17 protein-coding genes and 2 pseudogenes are annotated in these 22,006 nt (G+C 60.2%); 6 read left to right on the plus strand and 13 right to left on the minus strand.

Going from position 1 to position 22,006, the window contains the following annotated elements; translation table 11 throughout:
• Window positions 1-83 precede the first annotated feature (83 nt).
• The 7 genes from DB708_RS27975 to DB708_RS14225 form a co-directional block, all read right to left on the minus strand.
• Complete coding sequence (locus tag DB708_RS27975; protein ID WP_261859441.1) at window positions 84-218, minus strand: hypothetical protein; 135 nt, start codon at window positions 216-218, stop codon at window positions 84-86.
• The gene (locus tag DB708_RS14200; RefSeq protein WP_235616765.1) at window positions 215-1,438 is read right to left on the minus strand and encodes a class I SAM-dependent methyltransferase; all 1,224 of its coding nucleotides are present in this window, start codon (window positions 1,436-1,438) and stop codon (window positions 215-217) included. The genes DB708_RS27975 and DB708_RS14200 overlap by 4 nt, the downstream gene beginning before the upstream one ends.
• The gene (locus tag DB708_RS14205; RefSeq protein ID WP_108924227.1) at window positions 1,435-1,986 is read right to left on the minus strand and encodes a dTDP-4-dehydrorhamnose 3,5-epimerase family protein; all 552 of its coding nucleotides are present in this window, start codon (window positions 1,984-1,986) and stop codon (window positions 1,435-1,437) included. The genes DB708_RS14200 and DB708_RS14205 overlap by 4 nt, the downstream gene beginning before the upstream one ends.
• Window positions 1,983-3,071, minus strand: coding sequence for a CDP-glucose 4,6-dehydratase (rfbG, locus tag DB708_RS14210; protein ID WP_235616822.1), 1,089 nt, complete (start codon window positions 3,069-3,071; stop codon window positions 1,983-1,985). The genes DB708_RS14205 and rfbG overlap by 4 nt, the downstream gene beginning before the upstream one ends.
• On the minus strand, window positions 3,059-3,832 hold the full coding sequence (gene rfbF, locus DB708_RS14215) for a glucose-1-phosphate cytidylyltransferase (protein WP_108922789.1): 774 nt from the start codon (window positions 3,830-3,832) through the stop codon (window positions 3,059-3,061). Before rfbF ends, rfbG begins: the two co-directional genes overlap by 13 nt.
• Window positions 3,833-4,201: 369 nt before the next feature.
• Window positions 4,202-5,308, minus strand: coding sequence for a glycosyltransferase family 4 protein (locus DB708_RS14220; protein ID WP_108922791.1), 1,107 nt, complete (start codon window positions 5,306-5,308; stop codon window positions 4,202-4,204).
• The gene (locus DB708_RS14225) at window positions 5,305-6,270 is read right to left on the minus strand and encodes a GDP-mannose 4,6-dehydratase (RefSeq protein ID WP_108922793.1); all 966 of its coding nucleotides are present in this window, start codon (window positions 6,268-6,270) and stop codon (window positions 5,305-5,307) included. The genes DB708_RS14220 and DB708_RS14225 overlap by 4 nt, the downstream gene beginning before the upstream one ends.
• 762 nt (window positions 6,271-7,032) lie before the next feature.
• Between DB708_RS14225 and DB708_RS14230 the strand changes: the two genes are divergently transcribed.
• The 5 genes from DB708_RS14230 (at window position 7,033) to DB708_RS14250 (ending at window position 11,805) form a co-directional block, all read left to right on the plus strand.
• Complete coding sequence (locus DB708_RS14230) at window positions 7,033-7,923, plus strand: hypothetical protein (RefSeq protein ID WP_108922795.1); 891 nt, start codon at window positions 7,033-7,035, stop codon at window positions 7,921-7,923.
• A 197-nt stretch (window positions 7,924-8,120) separates the two neighbouring features.
• Window positions 8,121-9,143: a GDP-mannose 4,6-dehydratase gene (gene gmd / locus DB708_RS14235; protein ID WP_108922797.1), complete on the plus strand. Its 1,023-nt coding sequence runs from the start codon at window positions 8,121-8,123 to the stop codon at window positions 9,141-9,143.
• An 8-nt stretch (window positions 9,144-9,151) separates the two neighbouring features.
• A complete protein-coding gene (locus tag DB708_RS14240) occupies window positions 9,152-10,114 on the plus strand; it encodes a GDP-L-fucose synthase family protein (RefSeq protein ID WP_108922799.1) in 963 nt (320 codons plus the stop codon).
• A 121-nt stretch (window positions 10,115-10,235) separates the two neighbouring features.
• A complete protein-coding gene (locus DB708_RS14245; RefSeq protein WP_108922801.1) occupies window positions 10,236-10,967 on the plus strand; it encodes an FkbM family methyltransferase in 732 nt (243 codons plus the stop codon).
• 64 nt (window positions 10,968-11,031) lie between these two features.
• A complete protein-coding gene (locus DB708_RS14250) occupies window positions 11,032-11,805 on the plus strand; it encodes a glycosyltransferase family 2 protein (RefSeq protein ID WP_108922803.1) in 774 nt (257 codons plus the stop codon).
• An 8-nt stretch (window positions 11,806-11,813) separates the two neighbouring features.
• Here the strand turns inward: DB708_RS14250 and DB708_RS14255 are convergent, their stop codons facing one another.
• The 6 genes and pseudogenes from DB708_RS14255 to DB708_RS14280 form a co-directional block, all read right to left on the minus strand.
• Window positions 11,814-12,605 (minus strand): ABC transporter permease, encoded by a 792-nt coding sequence (locus DB708_RS14255; protein WP_108922805.1) that lies wholly within the window; start codon window positions 12,603-12,605, stop codon window positions 11,814-11,816.
• Window positions 12,602-13,345: an ABC transporter permease gene (locus tag DB708_RS14260; protein ID WP_108922807.1), complete on the minus strand. Its 744-nt coding sequence runs from the start codon at window positions 13,343-13,345 to the stop codon at window positions 12,602-12,604. The genes DB708_RS14255 and DB708_RS14260 overlap by 4 nt, the downstream gene beginning before the upstream one ends.
• Window positions 13,342-14,289 (minus strand): ATP-binding cassette domain-containing protein, encoded by a 948-nt coding sequence (locus DB708_RS14265; protein WP_165839822.1) that lies wholly within the window; start codon window positions 14,287-14,289, stop codon window positions 13,342-13,344. The genes DB708_RS14260 and DB708_RS14265 overlap by 4 nt, the downstream gene beginning before the upstream one ends.
• Window positions 14,290-14,456: 167 nt before the next feature.
• A complete protein-coding gene (locus tag DB708_RS14270) occupies window positions 14,457-17,393 on the minus strand; it encodes an MMPL/RND family transporter (protein ID WP_108922809.1) in 2,937 nt (978 codons plus the stop codon).
• Between the two features lie 137 nt (window positions 17,394-17,530).
• A pseudogene (locus tag DB708_RS14275) lies at window positions 17,531-20,296 on the minus strand (MMPL/RND family transporter); the annotation flags it as partial.
• Entirely contained in the window at window positions 20,293-20,712 is a 420-nt protein-coding gene (locus tag DB708_RS14280) for an MmpS family transport accessory protein (protein WP_108924229.1), read from the minus strand. The pseudogene DB708_RS14275 and the gene DB708_RS14280, both read right to left, overlap by 4 nt.
• A 1,032-nt stretch (window positions 20,713-21,744) precedes the next feature.
• Between DB708_RS14280 and DB708_RS14285 the strand changes: the two are divergent.
• A pseudogene (locus DB708_RS14285) lies at window positions 21,745-21,966 on the plus strand (MbtH family protein); the annotation flags it as partial.
• Between the last annotated feature and the right edge of the window lie 40 nt (window positions 21,967-22,006).

Here is a 22,006-nt window from a genome sequence, read left to right on the forward strand (position 1 = left end):
ACGAACGATCATGCAGTTTTTAAACATACACGTCGTATGAAGACCTGCTGGCGAGTCCCCGACGTTGATGTGCCCCGGGAACATCAACGTCGGCGGAAACGCCGGGACGGATGTATGCATAGCACTGCTCGGCCCCAGCCGTTGGCCGCGGCATCGGTGGCGTAGCGCACCTCGAGTTCGGTGATCGATGGCCCGGTGTACGCGATACGTGGGTTCACAGGAAGCTCAGTTCAGGAACCGCTATCACGAAGATCGCGCCTCCCTCAGCGAGATCTTTCAGCTGGGTCCGCACTTCTTGAGCGATGTTCCTCGGCAGGATCACCACGTAGTCTGGCAAGTTTTCCCACAGCGCCTCGGGCGCTCGGATTGGAATGTGGCTTCCCGGCAGCAATTTCCCCTGCTTGGATGGTGCGGCATCACAGACGTAGGGCAACAAGTCGGGCCTGACACCGGCGTAGTTCAGCAAGGTGTTGCCTTTGGCGGCCGCTCCGTAGGCCGCCACTCGTCGGCCGGCACGCTTCTGTTCGATGAGGAAGGCCACGAGATCGTCCTTCACCCGGTCGGTTCGCTTCTGGAACTCGGTATAGGTCTCCAGCCGAGTCACCCCGAACTGGTCTTCGCGCGCGAGCAGCGCCGCAACGCGCTCCGTTGTGACGATCGCAGCCTCGGTGTGGCACCCGTAAACCCGCAGGCTATGGCCGTGGGTCGGCAGTTCCTCGACGTCCCACACCCGCAGGCCTGCTTCGGAAAAGATGCTGGCCACCGTGGTGAGTGACAAATAGGAGAAATGCTCGTGGTAGATCGTGTCGAATTGGGTCTGCTCGATCAATGGGACAAGGTGCGGAAATTCCAGTGTGACAGTGCCTTCCGGCTTGAGCACCGCAGCCAATCCCCGGGTGAAGTCGTTGATATCGGGCACGTGGGCGTACACATTGTTGCCGGCGATCAGGTCCGCCGACCGTCCTTCGTCCGTTAGTCGCCGCCCCAGGGCTTCGCCGAAGAATTCCCGCATGACGGGGATTCCCAGCGCCTCGGCCGCCGCGGCCGTGCTTGCAGTTGGTTCGATGCCCAGGCAGGGAATCCCTGCTGCAACAAAATTCTTCAGGAGATAACCATCGTTGGAGGCCACCTCGATGACGAAACTCTCGGGCCCAAGCCGCAACCGGTCGGTGATCATGCGTGCGTAGCCGGCCGCGTGTTCGAGCCAACTGCTCGAAGTGCTGGAGAAGTACGCGTAGTCGGCGCTGAACAGTTCCTCGGCCTGGGCATAGTCCTCGGTCTGCACCAACCAACAGCGGTGGCACACCTTCACCCGCAGCGGGTAGTGCACCTCCGGGTTGCACAGCTCCTCGGCGTAGACATAGGCGTTCGAGGGGGGCGCAAAGCCGAGGTCCACAAAGCTGTGCTCCAACGCCACGCCGCAGTGTCGGCATTTCATAAGGCGACTCCGGTGAAATCGGCACTCAATAACGGATGGGAAAGGTCACGAGCTGAAAGGTCCTGTGGCGGCAACGGCCACGCGATGTCCAGCCGCGGATCGTCAGGCCGCAGGCCACCTTCGGCGGCCGGGTGGTAGAACGCGGTGTGCAGATAGAGCAACTCGCTGTCCGGCTCCAAGACCTGAAAGCCGTGCGCGAAACCTTCTGGAATGATTAGCATTTGCGCGTCATCCTGTGCCAGTTCCTGAGCGTGCCACTGCAAGAACGTCGCGGATCCCGTACGCAGGTCGACGGCGACATCCCAGACCCGCCCGCGAAGGCAGCGGATCATTTTCACCTCCGCATACGGCGGATGTTGGAAGTGCATGCCACGCACAGCTCCGACGCTGCTGGTTCGCGAGTGGTTGATCTGCTCGATCCGGCGCTGGCCCAGCACGGGCTGAAGTTCCTCGGCGCAGAAAAGCCGAGTGAACGCGCCGCGCGCATCGCGGTGCGGTATCGACTGCGCGATTTTCAGATCCGCCAACGGCGTGTCAACGACTTTCATGCTGTCGCCCAACACAATCCGGCTCCGGCTGCATCGGCGGTGTAGGCCGTCAGTTCGTCAGTGCTCGGCAGTTCACCCGATTCCATCAGGAGGCGATACCAGTTGGCAGTGTGGTGGATTGCCTTTTCAAGCTTCCAGACGGGACGCCACCCCAACTGCATCCTCGCCTTGGCGCTGTCCAGTTGCAGCAGACCCGCCTCGTGCGGCTGAGGATCAGACGTCACTTGCCACCGAAGCTGCGGCCAGGTGTGAGCAAGGTCCTGAAGTACCTGCTCGACGGTTCGGTTTCCTTCCCCGTCCGGGCCAAAGTTCCACGCACCGGCGCAGGCGGCGTCGCCGGCGAGCAGCCGGTGCCCCAGCAGCAGATAGCCGCTGAGGCAATCCAATACGTGCTGCCAGGGTCGCGTGGCGCGCGGCGAGCGAATGACGAGCGGCTCGTCGGCGGCAACCGAACGCACCAGGTCGGGAATCAGCCGGTCCTCGGACCAGTCACCACCGCCGATTACGTTGCCGCCCCGGGCGGTTGCAAGCAGCGGAGCCGACGCCTGGTGCAGAAACGCGGTCCGATAGCTTGCGGCCACCAACTCGGCGCCGGCCTTGGACGCGCTGTAGGGGTCGTGGCCTCCAAGGCGGTCTCGTTCTCGGTACGCCCACGGCCACTCGCGGTTTTCGTAGCACTTGTCGGTCGTGACGACGACGATGGCACGCACATCCGGTGATTGGCGGGCGGACTCGAGGACATGCGCGGTGCCCATCACATTGGTAGCCCAGGTGGTGATCGGCTCGCGGTAGGAGCGACGCACCAAAGGCTGTGCCGCCAAATGGAATACGATCTCGGGCTTGGCGGCCGCGAAGACCTTTCGGACGGACGCTTCGTCGCGGATGTCGAGGCGATGGTCCTGGATCGTTAGCTTCAGGAGGTCCCAATGGCTGGGTTCGGACGGCGGGTCTAAGGCGAGCCCGGCGACCTCGGCCCCCAGCATATGTAGCCAGAGACACAACCAACTGCCCTTGAAGCCCGTATGGCCGGTGACGAGGACGCGCCGGCCCCGATAGGCGGTCTCGAAAGCGTTCAACGCCAGCACTTCCACGGCGCTTCGCCGCTACTCCAGAGCTCTTCGAGCGTGTTCTTATCCCGAAGCGTGTCCATGGGCTGCCAGAAGCCGGAATGCTCGAAGGCCATCATTTCGCCATCGGCAGCCAGACGCGTCAGGGGCGCGCCTTCCCACGAGGTCTGGTCGCCTTCGATGTAGTCGAGCACCGCGGGGGAGAGAACGAAGAATCCACCGTTGATCAGGCCACCATCGCCCCGCGGCTTCTCGGCAAAGCCCTTGACCACGTCACCCGAGCACTTGAGGGCCCCATAGCGGCCCGGCGGCAGCACCGCGGTGACTGTGGCGCGGCGCCCGTGCTGGCGGTGGAATTCGATGCTCGCGCCGATGTTCACGTTGCTCAGCCCGTCACCATAGGTAAAGCAGAAGGCCTCATCATCCCGGATATAGGATCCCACTCGCTTCAGGCGGCCGCCTGTCAGGGTGTTCTCACCGGTATCCACCAGCGTCACTCGCCAGGGTTCCGCGTGGTGCCGGTGGACTTCCATCTTGTTTGCCGACATATCAAAAGTGACGTCCGACATGTGTAGGAAATAATTGGCGAAGTATTCCTTGATGACGTACCCCTTGTAACCGCAACAGACAACAAAATCGTGAATGCCATGGTGGGAGTAGAGCTTCATGATGTGCCATAGGATTGGCCGTCCGCCGATCTCCACCATGGGTTTGGGGCGGATTGCGGTTTCTTCGCTGAGGCGAGTACCAAACCCCCCCGCCAGCAATACGGCTTTCATTGGTGTCCCTCTCGACAGCTCCGTCGGCTACTTCCGGGTCTACAGCGCCGCACCAGGTCCACTGTGCCACGACGCATCCGGCTGGCTACTTAGGGCCGGTGGGTGCTTCGCGTCAGGCCACGGGTTGCACGGCGCACAACGACAAGGGAATCGTAAATCTCGATAGCGCCCAAAATCGGTGTAATCGCTGGCACTGAGACTTCCCGGATCGGTCTGGATGTCCGACTTGAACGCCGGTTTCGCTGGTGGTGACCCGGTAGTGGGAGTGCATAGCATCTATCAACGCCCTGACGAAGTCGATGAATGAGGTACGGCTATCGCGATAGAATTCTCGGGTTGGTTTACATCGGTCGACAAATGAAAACGCAATCAGATGATTTCCCGATAGATTTGTGCCGTGCCGGCCGCGCACTTGTCCCAGGAAAACACGGCGGTGCGCGCGTATCCCCGTTCGCGTAGATCAGCCTGCAATTCGTCGGTGGTAACCACACGTTCAAGTACCGCCCGCAACTCTTCGTGATCGTTCGGGTCGAAATAGACGCCCGCGTCCCCGACTACTTCGGGAATCGAGCCGCCATTGCTGCACACGACCGGGCAGCCATGACCCATCGCCTCAAGCGGAGGAAGCCCGAATCCCTCGTATTTTGAGGGACAGACGAACGCGGCAGCTGCCCGGTAGCGGGTGGCCAATTTCTGATCAGATCCCGACTCGTACCGCACCCGATCAGTGATGCCCAGTGCACCGATCTCTTCGTGCTCGTCGGGCAACAAGGGGGGACCGCCGAACGCGATCAGTTCGAGTTCTCGCAAGACGGGGGAGCTGGCGTAAGCCTGCAGCAGCGTGCTGAAGTTCTTGTAGCCCCGGCGATTTCCCACGTAGAGAAGGAATGGCGCGGTCTTTTGGCGATCTTCCTGCGTCGTCGTCGCGTTGGCGCCCGCGGTCATTGAGTAGCCGAGGTGGACGACGCTCGTTTTTTCCGGGTTGACGCCGTAGATACGCACGAGGTCCCGCTGGGTGTTCTCGGAAATGCAGATCACATGGTCTGCCCGATCGACCGCGGCGCGTTTGGCTGCGGTCATCCGTTTGGCGTCTGGGAATTCTGCGGGGAGCAGCTCGTGGATCATGTCGTACACCGTCACCACGCGGCGCCGGCCCTTACCGACGGGCTTGGGGGCGAAGTAGGTCTCGTGGACGATGTCGGGTTTCGCTCCCCGCCACGTCCACGGTGCGACGAGCTGATTTGCCATAGGAATGACCGAAATCCCGCCGATTGTGTACGGCGGTATGTTCACGTACCTACCGCGTGTGAAGCTGCTGCCAGAATCAGCCAGGTACTTGTTGACGTGCCATGGCGCGACGACGGAAACGTCGAAAGCGCCATGGGCCGGTAGGCGGCTCGCCAGTTCGAAGAAGTAGCGCGAAACGCCGCCATATGGTTGGAATGAGAAGATCTGGTGATCAAAGGCGACTTTCACCGGCGCTCAGCTCGATCCCACTCCGCCTCGACCATTGCCTTGACGACGTCGCTCATTCGGTAGGTGGCCGACCAGCCAAGGACTTCTCTTGCTCTGGAAGCATCGCCGCGCCCTTCGGCGAGATCCGAGGGGCGCCTTAGGGTCTCCGAGAGATCTGTGTGCTCGCGCCAGTCGAGCCCCACCTGGCTGAACGCGGTAGCTGCGAACTGCTCAAGAGTAGAGCTCTCGCCGGTAGCGATCACGAAGTCAGACCCCTTGGGCTGCTGCAACATCCGCCACATCGCATCAACATATTCGGGTGCCCATCCCCAATCTCGTTTGATCTGAATGTTGCCCAGCATGAGGCGCGACCGCTCGTTACGGGCAATGCGGACAGCTGCCGCAACGATTTTCTTCGTCACGAAGCGCTCAGGGCGCAAAGGGGATTCGTGATTGAACAATATGCCGGTGCTCGCGTGGAGTCCGTATGCTTCTCTGTAGTTAGCGACGAGCCAATGCGCAGTGCTCTTCGCTACGGCGTATGGGCTGCGAGGACGAAACGGTGTCTGCTCGCTCGCCGCGCCACCCGTTGTGTCTCCGAAGCATTCGCTCGAGCCGGCACTATAAAAACGAATAGGCTTATCAAGGAAGCGGATCGCCTCAAGTAGATTGATTGTACCGACCGCGAGACTCTCGAGGGTCTCCACCGGTTGCTCGAACGACAGGCCAACCGAGCTTTGTCCGGCTAGATTGTAGATCTCCTCGGGATCGGTCTCGTGTAGTACGTTGAGCACGCTACGAAAGTCATTGGTGGCCATGGATTCCAAATTCAAGCGGTCACGAATTCCCAGGCGCGTCAGGTTCGCGAACGTACCAATCTGTGCGTCGCGCGACGTGCCGAACACCTCATAGCCCTTGTCGAGGAGCAGGCGCGCCAAATACGCGCCGTCCTGGCCTGAAATGCCGCAGATGAGCGCTCTCAATCAAACCCTCCTGAGGTGTCTCCCGCCACGTCGGCAAACGCGGAAGGAGGCCAAACAGAACGTACGGCACGTTCTGCGTGATGAGCAAGCCAACCCACCTTAGATGCGGCGCTCACCTTATGGACCGCCGCGCACCACGGGTGCGTCGAGGGCCAAATCGTTCGCTATGCGGGCAGTCCAGCCCATGCTTCGTCCAGAGGGCCGCGACTTTGCGTACTGCGGGGGCGAGGTTGCTGATCGATCTTGACAGCGCCACGTGCGCAATCGCCGCGCCCGGTCGTTGAGTTAACTCCGGCCGTCACAACACCGCGGACAAGCCGCTGGTCGGACCTGTTGCGTGGGGCAGCAGCCCGCGGGGGATTGCGTTGCTCACACGTTTGGATCACGTCGCGGACACGGGCTTCGACAAAAGCATTTCTCGACCAGTCCAAGTAGCCAGCTTCTGGTAAGCGCACTCCCACCTTGGATACCGGAGTCTTAGAACATTCCGCTTCCCCCTGCGGCAGAGCGCCTTTCGCGTTCACGATGGCGAGATATCAATGTCGTCAGCGCTTCTCGACTTCGCGTCAAAATCCGACTACTGGCTGGTGTTTGGCGCGGAAGCCGTTGATTACCTTGATATTTCGAAGAAAATTAGCGGACAGCGTGACGATCCTCAATGCCCATTGCCCCTTGGGCCGATGCTTTGCTAAGAATAGAGTTGCTGACTCAGTGCTCACGGATCCGGCCGCGACGGGTGTAGGCAGCGGGAATAGGACTCACGTGGAACTCAATCTCAATCCGCTGGCCCTCCTCGCGCAAGCCCTGACGGCGGGCGAAGCTAGGCAGCGCACTCTGATTGGCCGCGGGCTCACGTGGCAGGTGCGTGAACGGGAAGTGGTCAACGGCCTGGCCGACGTGGAATTCTCGGTGTTCAGTCAATTCGGCGACGACGGCATCATTCAGTGGCTCATCCATCGGCTTTCGGGATTGAGCGAGACCTTCGTAGAGTTCGGTGTCGGGGACTATCGAGAGTCCAACACTCGATTCCTGCTGCTGAACGACAACTGGCGCGGACTGGTGATGGATAGCTCCGATCGGAACGTCGCCGTCATCAAGCGCGACGAGATCTCGTGGCGCCATGATCTTCAGAGCGCCTGCACCTTCGCGACGGTAGAAAATATCAACCAATTGATGCTGGATCATGGGTTCGAAGGCGAGATCGGGCTTCTTCATATCGACATTGATGGCAACGACTACTGGGTCTGGCGTGGCCTGGATGCCGTACGACCCGCGATCGCGATCATGGAGTACAACAGCGTGTTCGGCGCCGAACGAGCGATCACGATCCCTTACGACCCGAATTTCAGTAGAGCGCGCATCAACAATCTGTACTTCGGCGCCTCGCTGCCGGCTATGTGCGACCTCGCTAATTCCAAGGGATATGACTTTGTCGGCAGCAACAGTGCAGGGAACAATGCTTATTTCGTTCGCTCCGACCTGCAGCACGGACTCAAGGTCCTGACCGCTGCGGAGGGCTACGTGACATCGAAGTTCGCCGAGTCCAGGGACAGCAAGGGCCGGCTGACTTATCTGCGAGGCGAGCGGCGACTGGCTTCCCTAAAAGGATTGCCCGTGGTCAATACTCAGACGAACGCCGAAGAGAAGCTCTGAGCCGCGGCCTGGAAGCGCATCATTCGCAGCCGCCGCGGCGATCAGTGGGCCCATCGCTCAACGTCTCTAGCCCGCGACATTTACTATGAGTCGACAGCGGGGCCTTACCGATTCAGCAACGTGAGGAGTGAAGCGGCCGCGATGATGAGATGCCGGACATTTGGTGACGAGGACGCGTCGACCCCGGGGGGATTCTGATGAAGCGAGCGTTGATCACCGGAATCACCGGCCAGGACGGCTCGTACCTCGCTGAACTGCTGCTGGGGAAGGGGTATGAAGTTCACGGGCTGATCCGTCGAGCTTCGACCTTCAACACGTCGCGGATCGACCACCTATACGTCGACCCGCACCAATCGGATGCGCGTTTGTTCCTGCACTACGGCGACCTCACTGACGGCACCCGGTTGGTCACGCTGCTGAGCACGATCGAGCCCGACGAGGTCTACAACCTCGCGGCGCAGTCCCACGTGCGCGTCAGCTTCGACGAACCGGTGCACACGGGTGACACCACCGGCATGGGATCGATGCGGTTGCTCGACGCCGTTCGCTTGTCCAAGGTGGATTGCCGGTTCTATCAGGCGTCGTCTTCAGAGATGTTCGGCGCGTCGCCGCCACCTCAGAGCGAACAGACGCCGTTCTATCCGCGCTCGCCGTACGGCGCGGCAAAGGTCTACTCGTACTGGGTAACGCGCAATTATCGCGAGGCTTACGGGATGTTCGCGGTCAACGGCATCCTGTTCAATCACGAATCACCCAGGCGCGGAGAAACTTTCGTGACCCGGAAAATCACCCGGGCGGTGGCGCGGATCAAGGCCGGAGTTCAGGAAGACCTCTACTTGGGCAACCTCGATGCCATCCGCGACTGGGGATACGCACCGGAGTATGTCGAAGGAATGTGGCGGATGCTGCAGGCCGCCGAACCGGACGACTTCGTTCTCGCGACAGGGCGCGGGTACAACGTTCGCAATTTTGTCGTGGCTGCATTCGAGCATGTCGGACTCGACTGGCAGAAGTACGTGAAATTCGACGAGCGCTATCTGCGTCCCACCGAAGTCGATTCGCTGATCGGCGACGCGACCAAAGCCGCCCAGGTGCTTGGGTGGAAGGCAGCGGTCCACACGGGCGAGCTCGCCCGCATCATGGTGGACGCGGACATTGCGGCACTGGAGTGCGACGGTAAGCCCTGGATTGACAAGCCGGCCCTGCCAGGTTGGGGCTGAGCGGGGGGATGGGTACATCAGCCGGCGTCCTCGACCGGGCAGCGCCCGTTTACATTGCAGGACACCGCGGTTTGGTTGGATCCGCTTTGTTGCGCGGCCTCCAGGCAGCGGGGTTCACCAATGTCGTGGTGCGGTCGCACGCCGAACTCGACCTGACCGATCGGGCCGCGACGTTCGACTTCATCCTGGGCGCTCGGCCCCAGCTGGTGATCGACGCGGCAGCGCGGGTCGGCGGCATCATGGCAAACGACACCTATCCGGCTGAATTCCTGTCTGAAAACCTGCAGATCCAGGTCAATCTGCTCGATGCCGCCGTCGCCGCGCGCGTGCCGCGGCTGCTGTTCCTCGGATCTTCCTGCATATACCCGAAATTCGCACCGCAGCCGATCAAGGAGGCCTCGCTGCTCACTGGGCCGCTGGAGCCGACCAACGATGCTTACGCGATTGCCAAGATCGCCGGCATCCTCCAGGTCCAAGCAGTGCGGCGCCAGCACGGGCTGGCCTGGATCTCGGCGATGCCCACCAATCTGTACGGGCCGGGTGACAACTTTTCCCCGACTAACTCGCATCTCTTGCCGGCGCTCATCCAGAGGTATGAGGAAGCCAAAGCCAGCGGTGCGGCGGAGGTGACGAACTGGGGGAGCGGAACTCCGCGGCGCGAGTTGCTGCACGTCGACGACCTCGCGAGTGCGTGCTTGCACCTGCTGGAACACTTCGATGGTCCAGAGCACGTCAACGTCGGGACCGGTATCGACCACACCATCAGCGAGATCGCCGACATGGTAGCAGCCGCGGTGGGCTATACGGGCGAAACACGTTGGGATCCAACGAAACCGGACGGGACACCCCGCAAGGTGCTGGATATATCGGTGTTACGTGAGGCGGGCTGGCTGCCCCGGATCGCGCTGCGAGAGGGTATCGAGGCCACGGTGGCGTGGTACCGCGCCAGCGCCGGTGCGGTGCGGAGATGACATCGTGGCTCGCGCGGTGCCAGGCGTCCACTCGCATCGGCGTTAGTCTTTGTTCGTATTCGGATCGCTCCGTTGTTGGAGAATCTATTCCCCTCACATATGCGCATGTTAGTGTCACACAATGCAATTACTAAATCGTGCCGGCTTGATTGCACGTGCCGTCGCACTTCAGGTATCGCGTTCCTATTCTGATCGGGACCTGAGACGCCATTTCGTCAAACATCTCGATTCGCATCAGGTAAATGTTGTATTTGATATCGGTGCTAATTCGGGCCAATATGCAGCCGGTCTTCGTAAGGCGGGTTTCAACGGGCGGCTGATATCGTTCGAGCCGCTGGCGGAACCGTTTTCGCGGTTGCAGAGCAACGCATCCAAGGATCCGCTCTGGGAGATCCGGCGTTGTGCGCTGGGGGATACCGAGGGGACGATCTCGGTCAATGTCGCAGGCAATGCCGGCGAAAGTAGTTCTGTCCTCCCGATGCTGAAACGCCACCAGGATGCCTATCCGCCGGCAAACTACGTCGGTACCGAAGAGGTGCCCATACATCGGCTGGATGACGTGGCGTCGGAAATCCTCAAGCCGACCGACAAGGCTTTTCTCAAGATTGACGTGCAAGGATTCGAACAACATGTACTTGCCGGTGGCGAATCAACGATCAATAATCGCTGCGTCGGCATGCAACTCGAGCTGTCGTTCCTGCCGCTTTACGAAGGCGGAATGCTAATAAATCAAGCGCTCGATCTCGTATATTCCATGGGCTTTACTTTGACCGGCCTGTTGCCGTGTTTCGTCGATCCGCGGGATGGTCAGATGTTGCAGGCGGACGGCATCTTTTTCCGACAGAGCGAATGAGTGAAGCCGCGGGTGCTCGATTTAGGCGCACGCCGGGTTGGACGCTGCTAACGTGGCTAGCGCCATGACTGCGCCGATGTTTTCCATCATCGTTCCCACCTTCAATACCGCCTCGACCCTCGACGCCTGCCTCCGCAGCATTGTTGGCCAGACCTGCAACGACTTCGAGGTGGTCTTGGTGGACGGCGGTTCCACGGATGGCACCCTCGACACCGCGAAAACCTTTGCCTCCGAGCTTCATACGCGCCTGGTGAGCCATTCCGGTCCTGACGACGGGCCCTACGACGCGATGAATCGCGGAGTGGACATGGCGAGTGGCTCCTGGGTGCTTTTCCTGGGCGCCGACGACGTTCTGTACGAAGCTGACACGCTGGCCCGGGTGGCGGCTTTCATTGACGGGCACGACTCCGCCGGTCTGGTGTACGGCGATGTGATCAACCGGTCAACTGGGACCCGCCACGCCGGCGAATTCGACCTCGACCGTCTGTTGTTCGAGACGAATATGTGCCACCAGGCGATTTTCTATCGTCGCGAGCTTTTCGCCGGTATCGGCCCCTACAACCTCAGGTATCGCATCTGGGCCGACTGGGACTTCAACATTCGCTGCCTGTCCAACCCCGCGTTAGTCACCCGGTACATGGATATTGTCGTCACGCTGTACAACGATGTCACCGGGATCAGCAGCGCTGTCGACAAAGAGTTCAGAAAGCGGCTGCCGATATTCTTTTGGGCTGCGGCCGCCGAGATTTCCGGCCGGACGCTGGCGTTGTTCAAGCAGAAGGAAGTCCGCCAGGCCGTATTTCGCCAATGGCTGGTCAGATTCAAGGCCAGGAGCTAGGGCAGGCCTCAGCCACCGGCCTCGGCGGCGCGCTGATAGCCCCGCACGGCCAAGGGCGTGAACACCGCGGCAAGCACGACTGTCCACAGCAGAGTCATTCCGAGGGGCACCAGCAACGGACCGCCAAGCGCTAAGGACCGCATCGCCTCAACCGGTGGCGATATCGGCTGTACGCGAACAAATGGCTGAAGCCAACTCGGGTACATCCCGATCGGAGTGGTACCGGGGTTAAGGAAAGCCAGCGTCACAGTTCCGCCCGCCAACCACGTCATGATGCTGGGCCCTTTACTCCTGACAACCGCGGTCGTGACCACTGTCGTGAACCCGACGACCATGATCGACGGGACTAGAAGGTACAACAGGGCGGTGGCCCAGCCATGGGCGAAACGCAGTCCCATCGCCACGCCAAGTGCAGTGATGACGGTCGTTCCAATGAGCGCGCGCACGATCTCGGCGGTCAGACGTCCGGTAAGTGCACTGATCCGGTGGACCGGCAAAACCCACATGCGGGTAAGCAGCCGCGACTGCCGGTCGACTGTGATGCCGACGGCATTGCCCAAGGCGCCGAACAGGGCCGACAACACCGAACAGACGGGTACCAACCCGTATACGCTCTCGACGCCGGTGACTTTGTGCACCTGCGGGCCAAGGATCGCCTGGTAAAGAAGGAGTAGACAGACCGGAAAGAATATCGACCCCAGCAGCACCGGGCGGTCACGCCGCCACCGGACCAGGAGTCGACTGGCTTGCACCCAAGTCTGAGAGAGAAGCGAGTGCCGCGCCCCCGCCTCGGAGGTCACGAACTGCGCCTTTGCATCCGAAGCGTGATCGCCCCGAACACCAACACCATGCCGATGCACCACGTCAAGGTGATTGCGGCGTTGTCGACAGCGACGTGCCCGGCGCCGAGGCCGCGCAGCGTTTCGGCAACCTGTGACACCGGCTGGTTGCGCACCACTGGGCGCAACCAGCTCGGGAAGGTCTTCTCCGGGGCGATTCCGGTGGACAGCATGAACAGCAACAATTGGGGGATGAATAGCATGTAGCTCGCGCCCTGGAGACTGTTCGAGCTCGAGCCCAGCGCATCAGCGCCCAACCCGACGCCCAGGCACAGCAGCAACGCTATGAGGACGAAGGCCGTCGCGTATCCCGCCCCGCCGGTAAACCGGAATCCGAAACCGAAGCCGGTGGCCACTGCCACTGCGAGCGCAAGCGCAGCCCGGATCTGAGTGGCAGCCATGCGGGCGGTAACCGGGGCAATCGCCGCAATCGGCAGGGTGCGTAGCCGCTCGCCGAGTCCACTGAGGTGGTCACGTACCGCGCGGTCAGCGGTCATCAGCCCGACAAAGATCATCGATTGGACGACCACCGCCGGGACCAGATACTGGGAATAAGTCACGTTGCCGGTTTCGATCAGGCCACGCAGCGCCACGCTGAAACCCGCCAAGTAGGCGACTGGCGACACCACCTCGAAGATGATCTCGCCATCCCGCGCCGATGACAGCAGCGAACGTTCGGTAAGGGCGGCCAAAGCGGTCATGGGCGGGCGGTGGTCCGCTCAGTGATATGCAGGAACGCCTCGTCGAGTGAAGGCTTGCGCAGCGAGATGTCGGCGAGTTCGATGCCGAGGGCATCAACTCGCCGAAAGACATCGGCGAGTGTGGTTACTCCTTCGGGAGCGACCACCGACACCGAGTTGGTGTCGACGTCGACGTCGACGCCGTCTAGTCCCGTCAGGGCAGCCGCGACCTGGGGCAAGTCGGCGGGATTCGCCGGGCTCACTTGGCAGTAGTCGGCACCGACCCGACGTTTGAGGTCCTCGGCGGTACCGCTGGCGATCACCTGGCCGTGGTCGATCACGACGACTGAGTCACTCAGTACGTCGGCCTCTTCCAGGTACTGCGTAGTCAGTAGCACGGTGACCCCCTGCTCGGCCAGCGAGCTCACTAGGGCCCACACGTCGCGGCGGCTGCGCGGGTCGAGGCCCACCGTCGGCTCGTCAAGGAAAAGCACCTTCGGTCGCACCATCAATGCTGCGGCGAGGTCAACGCGACGCATCATGCCGCCGGAGTATGTGCCCGCTGCGCGGTCCGCGGCTTCGACTAGGTCGAACTGCTCGATCAACTCGTCCGCGCGAGCCTTCGCCTCCCGGCGACGTTGGCCTCGCAGCCTGCCGAACAAGACGAGGTTCTCCCGGCCGGTGAGCAGAAAGTCCAGGGCAATGAATTGCCCCGCTATCGCGATGCTGGCGCGCACTTGAGCGGGTCGGCGGGCAATGTCGTGTCCGACAATGGTGGCCCGGCCCGAAGTCGGGCGTATCAGCGTGGACAGAATATTGATCGTGGTGGTCTTGCCGGCGCCATTGTGGCCGAGCAGACCGCACACTGTTCCTGGTGGGACAGAGAAGCTAACACCATTGAGCGCAGGCGTGTTTCGCCCGAAGGTCTTAGAGAGGCCGTCGACTTCGATCGCCAGTGAGCTCACAGTAGCGAGTATTCCATGGTGGGTGCCGGTATGTTGTCGGTATCGGTGTTACATGGTCTGGGACAGTGGTTTTCGATGGCCTCTGCAATACGGCTCGTACGCAACCATCTACAAATTCTTAGCCAAATGCCCTCAAGCTTTTCCGTGTTCGCAATCGGTATCGTCAATTAAACCGATTGCCTTGGGATCTCGGCCGTGGGCGCGTCGTCAGGGTGCTCCTCGCCTAGCAAGGCACGTACCATGGGGCGGGATCCTTCGGGCCGCAGCATCTGACTGGACGGGCGCGGACGAACGACTTGTGGCCACCAGAACCAACGTCCAAGCAGCGCGGCGATTGTGGGGGTCATGAATGAGCGCACAATCAGCGTGTCGAACAACAGGCCCAGACCGATAGTCGTACCGACCTGGCCGATGATTCGCAGATCGCTGGACGCCATCGACGCCATCGTGAAAGCGAACACCAGACCCGCGTTCGTCACGACCTTGCCGGTACCGCCCATGGCGCGAATGATGCCGGTATTGATGCCCGCGCCTATTTCCTCTTTCATTCGGGACACCAGCAGCAGGTTGTAGTCCGACCCCACCGCGAGAAGCACGATCACTGACATCGGCAGGACCATCCAGTACAACTTGATGCCCAGGATGTACTGCCAGATCAGTACCGAGAGCCCGAACGACGAGCCGAGCGAGAGTGCGACCGTACCCACGATGACTAAGGCGGCGACAAAGCTGCGCGTGATGATCAGCATGATCGTGAAAATCAGGCAGAGAGCGCCGATGCCCGCGATGAAGAGGTCGAATTTAGAGCCGTCTTTGAAGTCCTTGAAGGTCGACGCGGTGCCGGCGAGCCAGATCTTGGAGCCTTCGAGGGGCGTCGTTTTGAGCGCCTCCTCGGCTGCCGTCCGGATCCTGTCCACCCGTGCCACGCTGTCGGGCGATGCCGGGTCGCCCTTGTGGGAAATGATGAATCGGGCCGCTTTCCCGTCTGGCGACAGGAATTGCGTCATCGCCTTCTGGAAGTCCGGATTTTTGAAAACCTCGGGTGGCAGATAGAAGGAATCGTCATTCCTGGAGGAATCGAATGCCTGGCCCATAGTGGTGGCATCTTTGTTGTCGACGTCCACCTGGCCGACGATCCCAGACATCGTGCTGTGCATAGTCTGCGTCGTGGTTTTGAAGAACTGCATGGACGCGATCATCTGCGGGTACATTTCGAGTAACTGTGGCAGCAACGTGTCCATTTTGCGGAGATCGATCAGTAAATCACCGACTTTTTCACTCAGCTCATCGATACCATCGAGCAGGTCAAATATTGACCTCAGAGACCAGCATATTGGGATATCAAAGCAATGCTTTTCCCAGTAGAAGTAGCTTTTGATGGGTCGAAGGAAATCCTCGAAATCTGCGAAATGATTTCTTAATTCGTACAAGATCTGGGTCATCTCGGCGGTCTTGGTGATCGAGTCATGCGTAAGGGCGGTGAGCTCTTTCTGTAATGCGTAAAGACGTTTCATCGACGCCATTTGTACGTCCATCATACGGATCTGCTCGAGCATGTCGTCCATGCGCGCCTTGATATATTTTATATTTTGATTCTGGGCCGAGTTCTGCATGCTGAGCATGAAGGGGATTGAGGTGTGTTCAATCGGGGTTCCCTCGGGCCTGGTTATGCCCTGAACTCGAGCAATCCCCGGGACTCTAAAGATCCCCCGGGCCAACCTGTGTAGGACGATGAAATCGGCCGGATTGCGCATGTCGTGATCAGATTCGATCATTAGAATCTCGGGCAACATACGCGCTTGGGAGAAGTGACGGTCAGCGGCCGCATAGCCGACATTCGCTGGAATATCGTCGGGCATGTAGAGCCGGTTGTTGTAGCTCGTTTGGTAACCCGGCAGTGTGACCAAGCCGACCAGCGCGACGGCGATCGTGGCGACCAGAATCGGGATGGGCCAGCGGACAATTGACGTGCCGATCCGGCGCCACCGACCAAAGCGGATCGCTCGCGTGGGATCGAGTAGCCCGAAGCGGCCTCCAATGGTCAGGACTGCCGGCACCAACGTCAGCGCGATGACAACGGAAACGACCAAGCCGATCGCGCAAGGCACGCCCATGGTCTGGAAGATCGGCATTCGGGTAGAGCTCAGGCACAACATCGCTCCGGCGATCGTCAAGCCGGACCCCAAGACAACGGGAACGACCGCGCGGAAGGTGCTGTAGTAGGCGGTTTCCCGATCCTCGCCGGCTTGGCGTGCCTCTTGATATCGGCCGAAGAAGAAGATCCCGTAGTCCGTTCCGGCCGCCATCGCAAGGGCCACCAGCAGGTTGACGGCGAACGTCGACAACTGCACGAGACTGTTATCGCCGAGAAACGCGACGATTCCGCGGGCCGCGAGTACCTCGACCCCGACGGTGATCAACAATAGGATCGTCGTGATGATCGACCGGTAGACGAAAAGTAGCACCACGAAAATGATCGCCGCGCCTACCGCGGTCATCTTCAGGATCGATCTATCACCAGCCTCTTGCATGTCCGAGAACAGCGCAGACGGACCGGTGACATAAGCCTTGATCCCAGCAGGGGGCGGATTTTTCGCAAGAATGTCTCGGACAGCGGCGATCGAGTCTTGGCCCTGCGTCGTGCCCTGGTTGCCGGCCAGATTCATTTGGACGTATACGGCCTTGCTGTCGGCACTTTGTGCACCCGCCGAGGTCAGTCGGTCGCCCCACAAATCCTGCACATGTTCGATATGCTTTGTGTCGGCCTTGAGCACCCGCATCAATTTGTCGTAGTACCTGTGCGCGTTGTCGCCGAGCTCGTTCTGCCCCTCGATCACGAGCATGACAAAGCTATCCGAGTCGGACTCTTTGAAGACCTTGCCCATGCGCATCATGGCCTGCACCGCCGGCGCATCCTGGGGAGCCAGCGGCACGGAATGCTCTCGGCCCACCCGCTCCAGCGACGGAACTCCGAAGGTGACCAGCAGGGTCAGCGCGATCCACCCCAGGACGAAGAGCAGCGAAAGATTGCGGAGCGTCCGTGCCACGAACGGCTTCTGAACCGGGGGCTCAGGGTGTTCGGCAGCGATAGGTTCCGTGGTCATGTCGCGCCTCACCGCGTTTCTTTCAGCAGCAGCGAACGTACTAACGGGCGGGACCCCAGCGGGCGCAGCATCTGGCTTGCGGGCCGGGTGCGCACCTGCTGCGGCCACCAGAACCAGCGCCCCAGCAACGCCGCGACGGCCGGTGTCATGAAGGCACGCACCACCAGGGTGTCGAAGAGCAGACCCATCCCGATGGTGGTGCCCAGCTGGGCGATGCTGCGCAGGTCGCTGACGGCCATCGACGCCATTGTGAATGCGAACACCAGGCCAGCATTGGTGACGACCTTTCCGGTGCCCGCCATGGCGCGGATGATGCCGGTGTGGATACCGGCGGCCAGCTCCTCTTTCATCCTGGAGACAAGTAACAAGTTGTAGTCAGAGCCCACGGCCAAAAGGACGATCACGGACATCGAAAGTACGGTCCAGTGGATTTGCAGGCCCAGTAAATATTGCCAAACCAGGATGGACATCCCGAAGGACGCCCCCAACGAAAGCAATACCGTCCCCACGATCACCAGCGCGGCGAAAAAACTTCGCGTCATGATCAGCATGATGATGAAAATAAGACATAGGGCCGCGACGCCGGCGATCAAGAGATCGTATTTGGCGCCGTCGACTAAGTCCTTCACCACAGCCGCGGTTCCGGTGAGGTAAATCTTGGAGTCTTCCAGCGGAGTGCCCTTCAGCGACTCCTCGGCGGCTGTTCTGATCGGATCTACGCGGGAGAGGCCCTCAGGTGTTGCCGGATCGCCCTTTTGTGAAATAAGCATCCGGGCGTTCTTGCCGTCCGGCGACAGGAAGATCTTCATGACTCGTTTGAAGGCATCCGAACTTTCGATAATGCCCGGTGGCAGATAGAAAGAATCGTCGTTTTTGGAGCTGTCGTACGCCTGGCCCATCGCATTCGGGTTTTGGCCGCCGTTCACCTCCATCTGGCCCATGGTCCCCTGCATGGTGCTATGCATGGTGAGCATCATTGTCCGCATACTCTGCATAGTTTCGATCATCTGCGGGATCTGTATGATTATCTGCGGCAACAGCAGATCGAGTTTATCGAGGTCGACCACTAGTTCGGTAAACTTGTCATTGACTTCGTCGACGCCGTCGATGGCATCGAAGACGGATCTAATCGCATAGCAGACGGGAATGTCGTAGCAATGCTTTTCCCAATAGAAATAGCTACGCAGAGGCCTGTAAAAATCTTCGAAGTCGGAAGCGCGATCCCGCAATTCCGCCGTAACTTTCTGAATTTCATGCGTTCGCGCGACCATGTCATGCGTTGTTGCGGTAAGTTCTTTCATAACACCTAGCATGTGTTGCATCAGGGCAATCATTTTGCCCATTTCCGCGGCCTGTTTCAGCATGTCATTCATGCGGTCCTTTTGGAACGCCATATTTGTCAGCTGAGATGACTGCGACATGCTCATGATGTACGGAATGCTGGTGTGCGCGAGCGCTGTTCCCTCGGGCCGGGTAACGCTCTGAACCGTAGAAATTCCTGGCACTGCAAGAATGCCCTTAGCTAATTGATTCAATACCAGCATATCGGTAGAATTGCGTAGGTCATGATCGGCTTCTACTAAAAGAATTTCCGGCATCATCATTCGCGACTCAGGAAAGTGTCGCGCCGCTGCCGCATTTCCTACGCTGGCGGGGATATTCTCGGGGATAAACTTCTGATCGTCGTAGCTGGGATTGTATCCGGGTAGCGTCAGCAGGCCGATGAGGGCAACCGCTACCGTGGAGATGAGAATGGGTGTCGGCCAGCGAACTATCGCCGTACCAATTCGTCGCCAGCCGCGAACCTGGAGCTTCCGTTTCGGTTCGAAAAGGCCGAAACGGCCTCCAACAGCCAGAAGTGCGGGCGCGAGCGTGAGCGCCACCAGGACCGCGACTGCGATGCCCACGGCATTGGGAAGCCCGAGCGGTTGGAAATAAGGGAGCCGGGTAAAGCTCAGGCAAAGTACCGCCCCGGCAATCGTCAAACCGGACGCCAGGACAACCTTGGCAACGCTACTGAACGTGGTATAGAAAGCGGTTTCGCGATCTTCGCCAGCCTGTCGGGCTTCCTGATACCGCCCAACAAAAAATATTCCATAGTCAGTACCGGTGGCGATGACGGCGGCCACGAGCAGGTTAACGGCAAACGTGGTGAGCCCGAGGAGGCCGTGATAGCCCAGCAAGGCGACCATTCCGCGCGAGACTGTCAATTGCAGCCCGACCATCACCAACAAAAGAATGACGGTGAAAAGCGAGCGATAGACGAGCAGCAGCATAATGAAGATCACTGAAAGGCTGGCCAAGGTGACCGTTGTGACAGTCTCCTGACCTGCCTTATTCATGTCCGCGACGGTTGCTGCCGGGCCGGTCACGTAAACGTGAAGTCCGTTCGGCGCAGCCAATTCCGCGACGACGTTCCGGATGACCTGTACCGATTCGTCCCCCGCGGCCGCGCCCTGGCCGCCGTTGATGTTCAACTGCACATACGCGGCTTTGCCGTCAATGCTTTGCGCGGCGGCAGCCGTGACCGGGTCACCCCAAAAATTCTGGACGTGTTGAACGTGTTTGGTATCGGCTTCCAGCCGACGGACCAACTCGTCGTAATACTGGTGGTCCTGTTGGCCGAGGGGCCTGTCTGCCTCCAAGACGATCATCGCCAAAGCGCCCGAATTGGATTCCTTGAAATCCTGGCCGAGGCGCAGCATTGCTTTGAAAGATGGCGCGTCAATGGGGGTCAGCGATACAGAATGTTGTTGCTCGACGACCTCCAGCGGAGGGACACCTATCGTCACGAAGACGGCGAAACCCAGCCATCCCAGGATGATGAGTATCGAAAACCGGTGGATCGTCCGCGCCACGAAGGGCCGCGCGGGCCGCTCCGTGCCGATGTTTTCGTCGCTCATGCCGCCGTTAGCACGCAGTACGTGAAGGCGTTCACTTCGTGGGACACCTTCTCGGACTTGACGGTGCCATCGACGATGATGCGGCAGCCGATCGTATCGGTATCACCTTGCGCCACTACGTTTCCCACGATTGACGGAAGCGTCGTCGATAGATCCATCGACCACGGCAGAGTGACGGCGTTGATGTGCTGCGGGTCGGCATTGACATCGAAATAGCTGATATCGGCCACGGTCCCGGGCGCGCCGAAAACCTCGTACTTCAGATGCTTGGGGTTAAACGGCTTGCTGTCTTTGACCCTGGTGTCGGCGTACGACTGTCGCTTCTCAGAGCCGAATATCCCGTGCAGCCGGGAGACCGTGAATCCGCCGGCAGTCAGCACCGCAACGATGAGCAGTGGAATCCAGATTCGCCCCAGCAGCCTGAATGCTCCAGTTCCCGCGTTGCGGCCGCCTTTTCGCGGGCCGTCGGGCGGTTGAGAACCCGGCGACGACTGGCGACCAAACCGCCCGAAGCGACCGGAGGGCTGACCAACGTCATGGTTACCCCCGGCGGCGGCGTCGGACCGGGCTCGAACGTCGTGTTCGACCACCGCACCCCCTTCAACCCGTTCCTGGACTCGCTGTTTCAAGCGCTTAAACATGTACCCACACTTCGATCGCACCACGCCAGACCTGCGGCGGTCGTCTCATACGAGTGGCGTTCGGCGAGTGCGATCAGATCTTGATGAGTAAACCATGCCATTGGCTCCGACATCAGATCTTTCGTAACCCGGTATGTGATCGTTACTGGAACCGCCAGCGTAGTGGCACGCTACCAAATCTGCCGAATCCCCCGAACGGCAGGGGTTGTATGCGTCATTGTCCCGAGCAATGGTGATTGATATTACATTCCCGTGCGATCCCGTGTAGTAAGCGATCATCCGCTGAAGGCTAGGGCATGGCCAGCTAACGAAGTGTTGGTGGTGCGTAAGCGTGTGATTTGTGGTCTTAAGAACGATTCTGGCGATCCCATCTTGCCGCTAAGGCGAGGCTCGCCTAGGCGCTCGATGGAATGGGCGTGCGGGGGCCGATAGCTACCTTGCGGTCCTCGTGTCTACCCGGCACGGCATTCGGTCTGATCTGCGGAGCCCCGCGGTGGTCGGGTGTGGCGGGTTTGGCTCCCCGCAACTAACGAGCAGGGAGACCGTCGCTCGGTCGTCTGTTCGGCGCCGGTACCGTACTCTGGGCAGTCGACAGAAAGCCAATGCCGTCACTGCAGGTCACTGCACTCGAAGGCGTCAACGCCCGCGCGTTGCGTCGGCGCACCCAATTGCCAAGAGGTGTCACGAGTGCTTAACAGATCACATCGGGAACTTTGTCCAAACGCCCGACCGAGCCTGTTGGCCTCCAGTATGGTTTGGAACGACCCCACCTATATCGAGAGAACCCCTGGAGAACTGTGAGCACCAAGTCCGTTCGACGACGATAATGGCAGTTTTTTCGTCTTGGTCAATGACGAAGAGCAACACAGCCTGTGGCCTACCTTCGCCGATGTTCCCACGGGGTGGAGGGTGGTATACGGCGAAGCCGACCGTGCGGCGTGCCTTGACTACATCGAGCAGAACTGGCCCGATATCCGGCCGAAGAGTCTGCGCGAGCGGCTGGCAGCGGGTCGGAGTTTTGATAAGTAAACCGCCTGGGTATGGGGACTCGGGTGGAGCTCTGGGGGTC

Source organism: Mycobacterium montefiorense (assembly GCF_003112775.1).
Taxonomy (GTDB): Bacteria; Actinomycetota; Actinomycetes; order Mycobacteriales; family Mycobacteriaceae; genus Mycobacterium; species Mycobacterium montefiorense.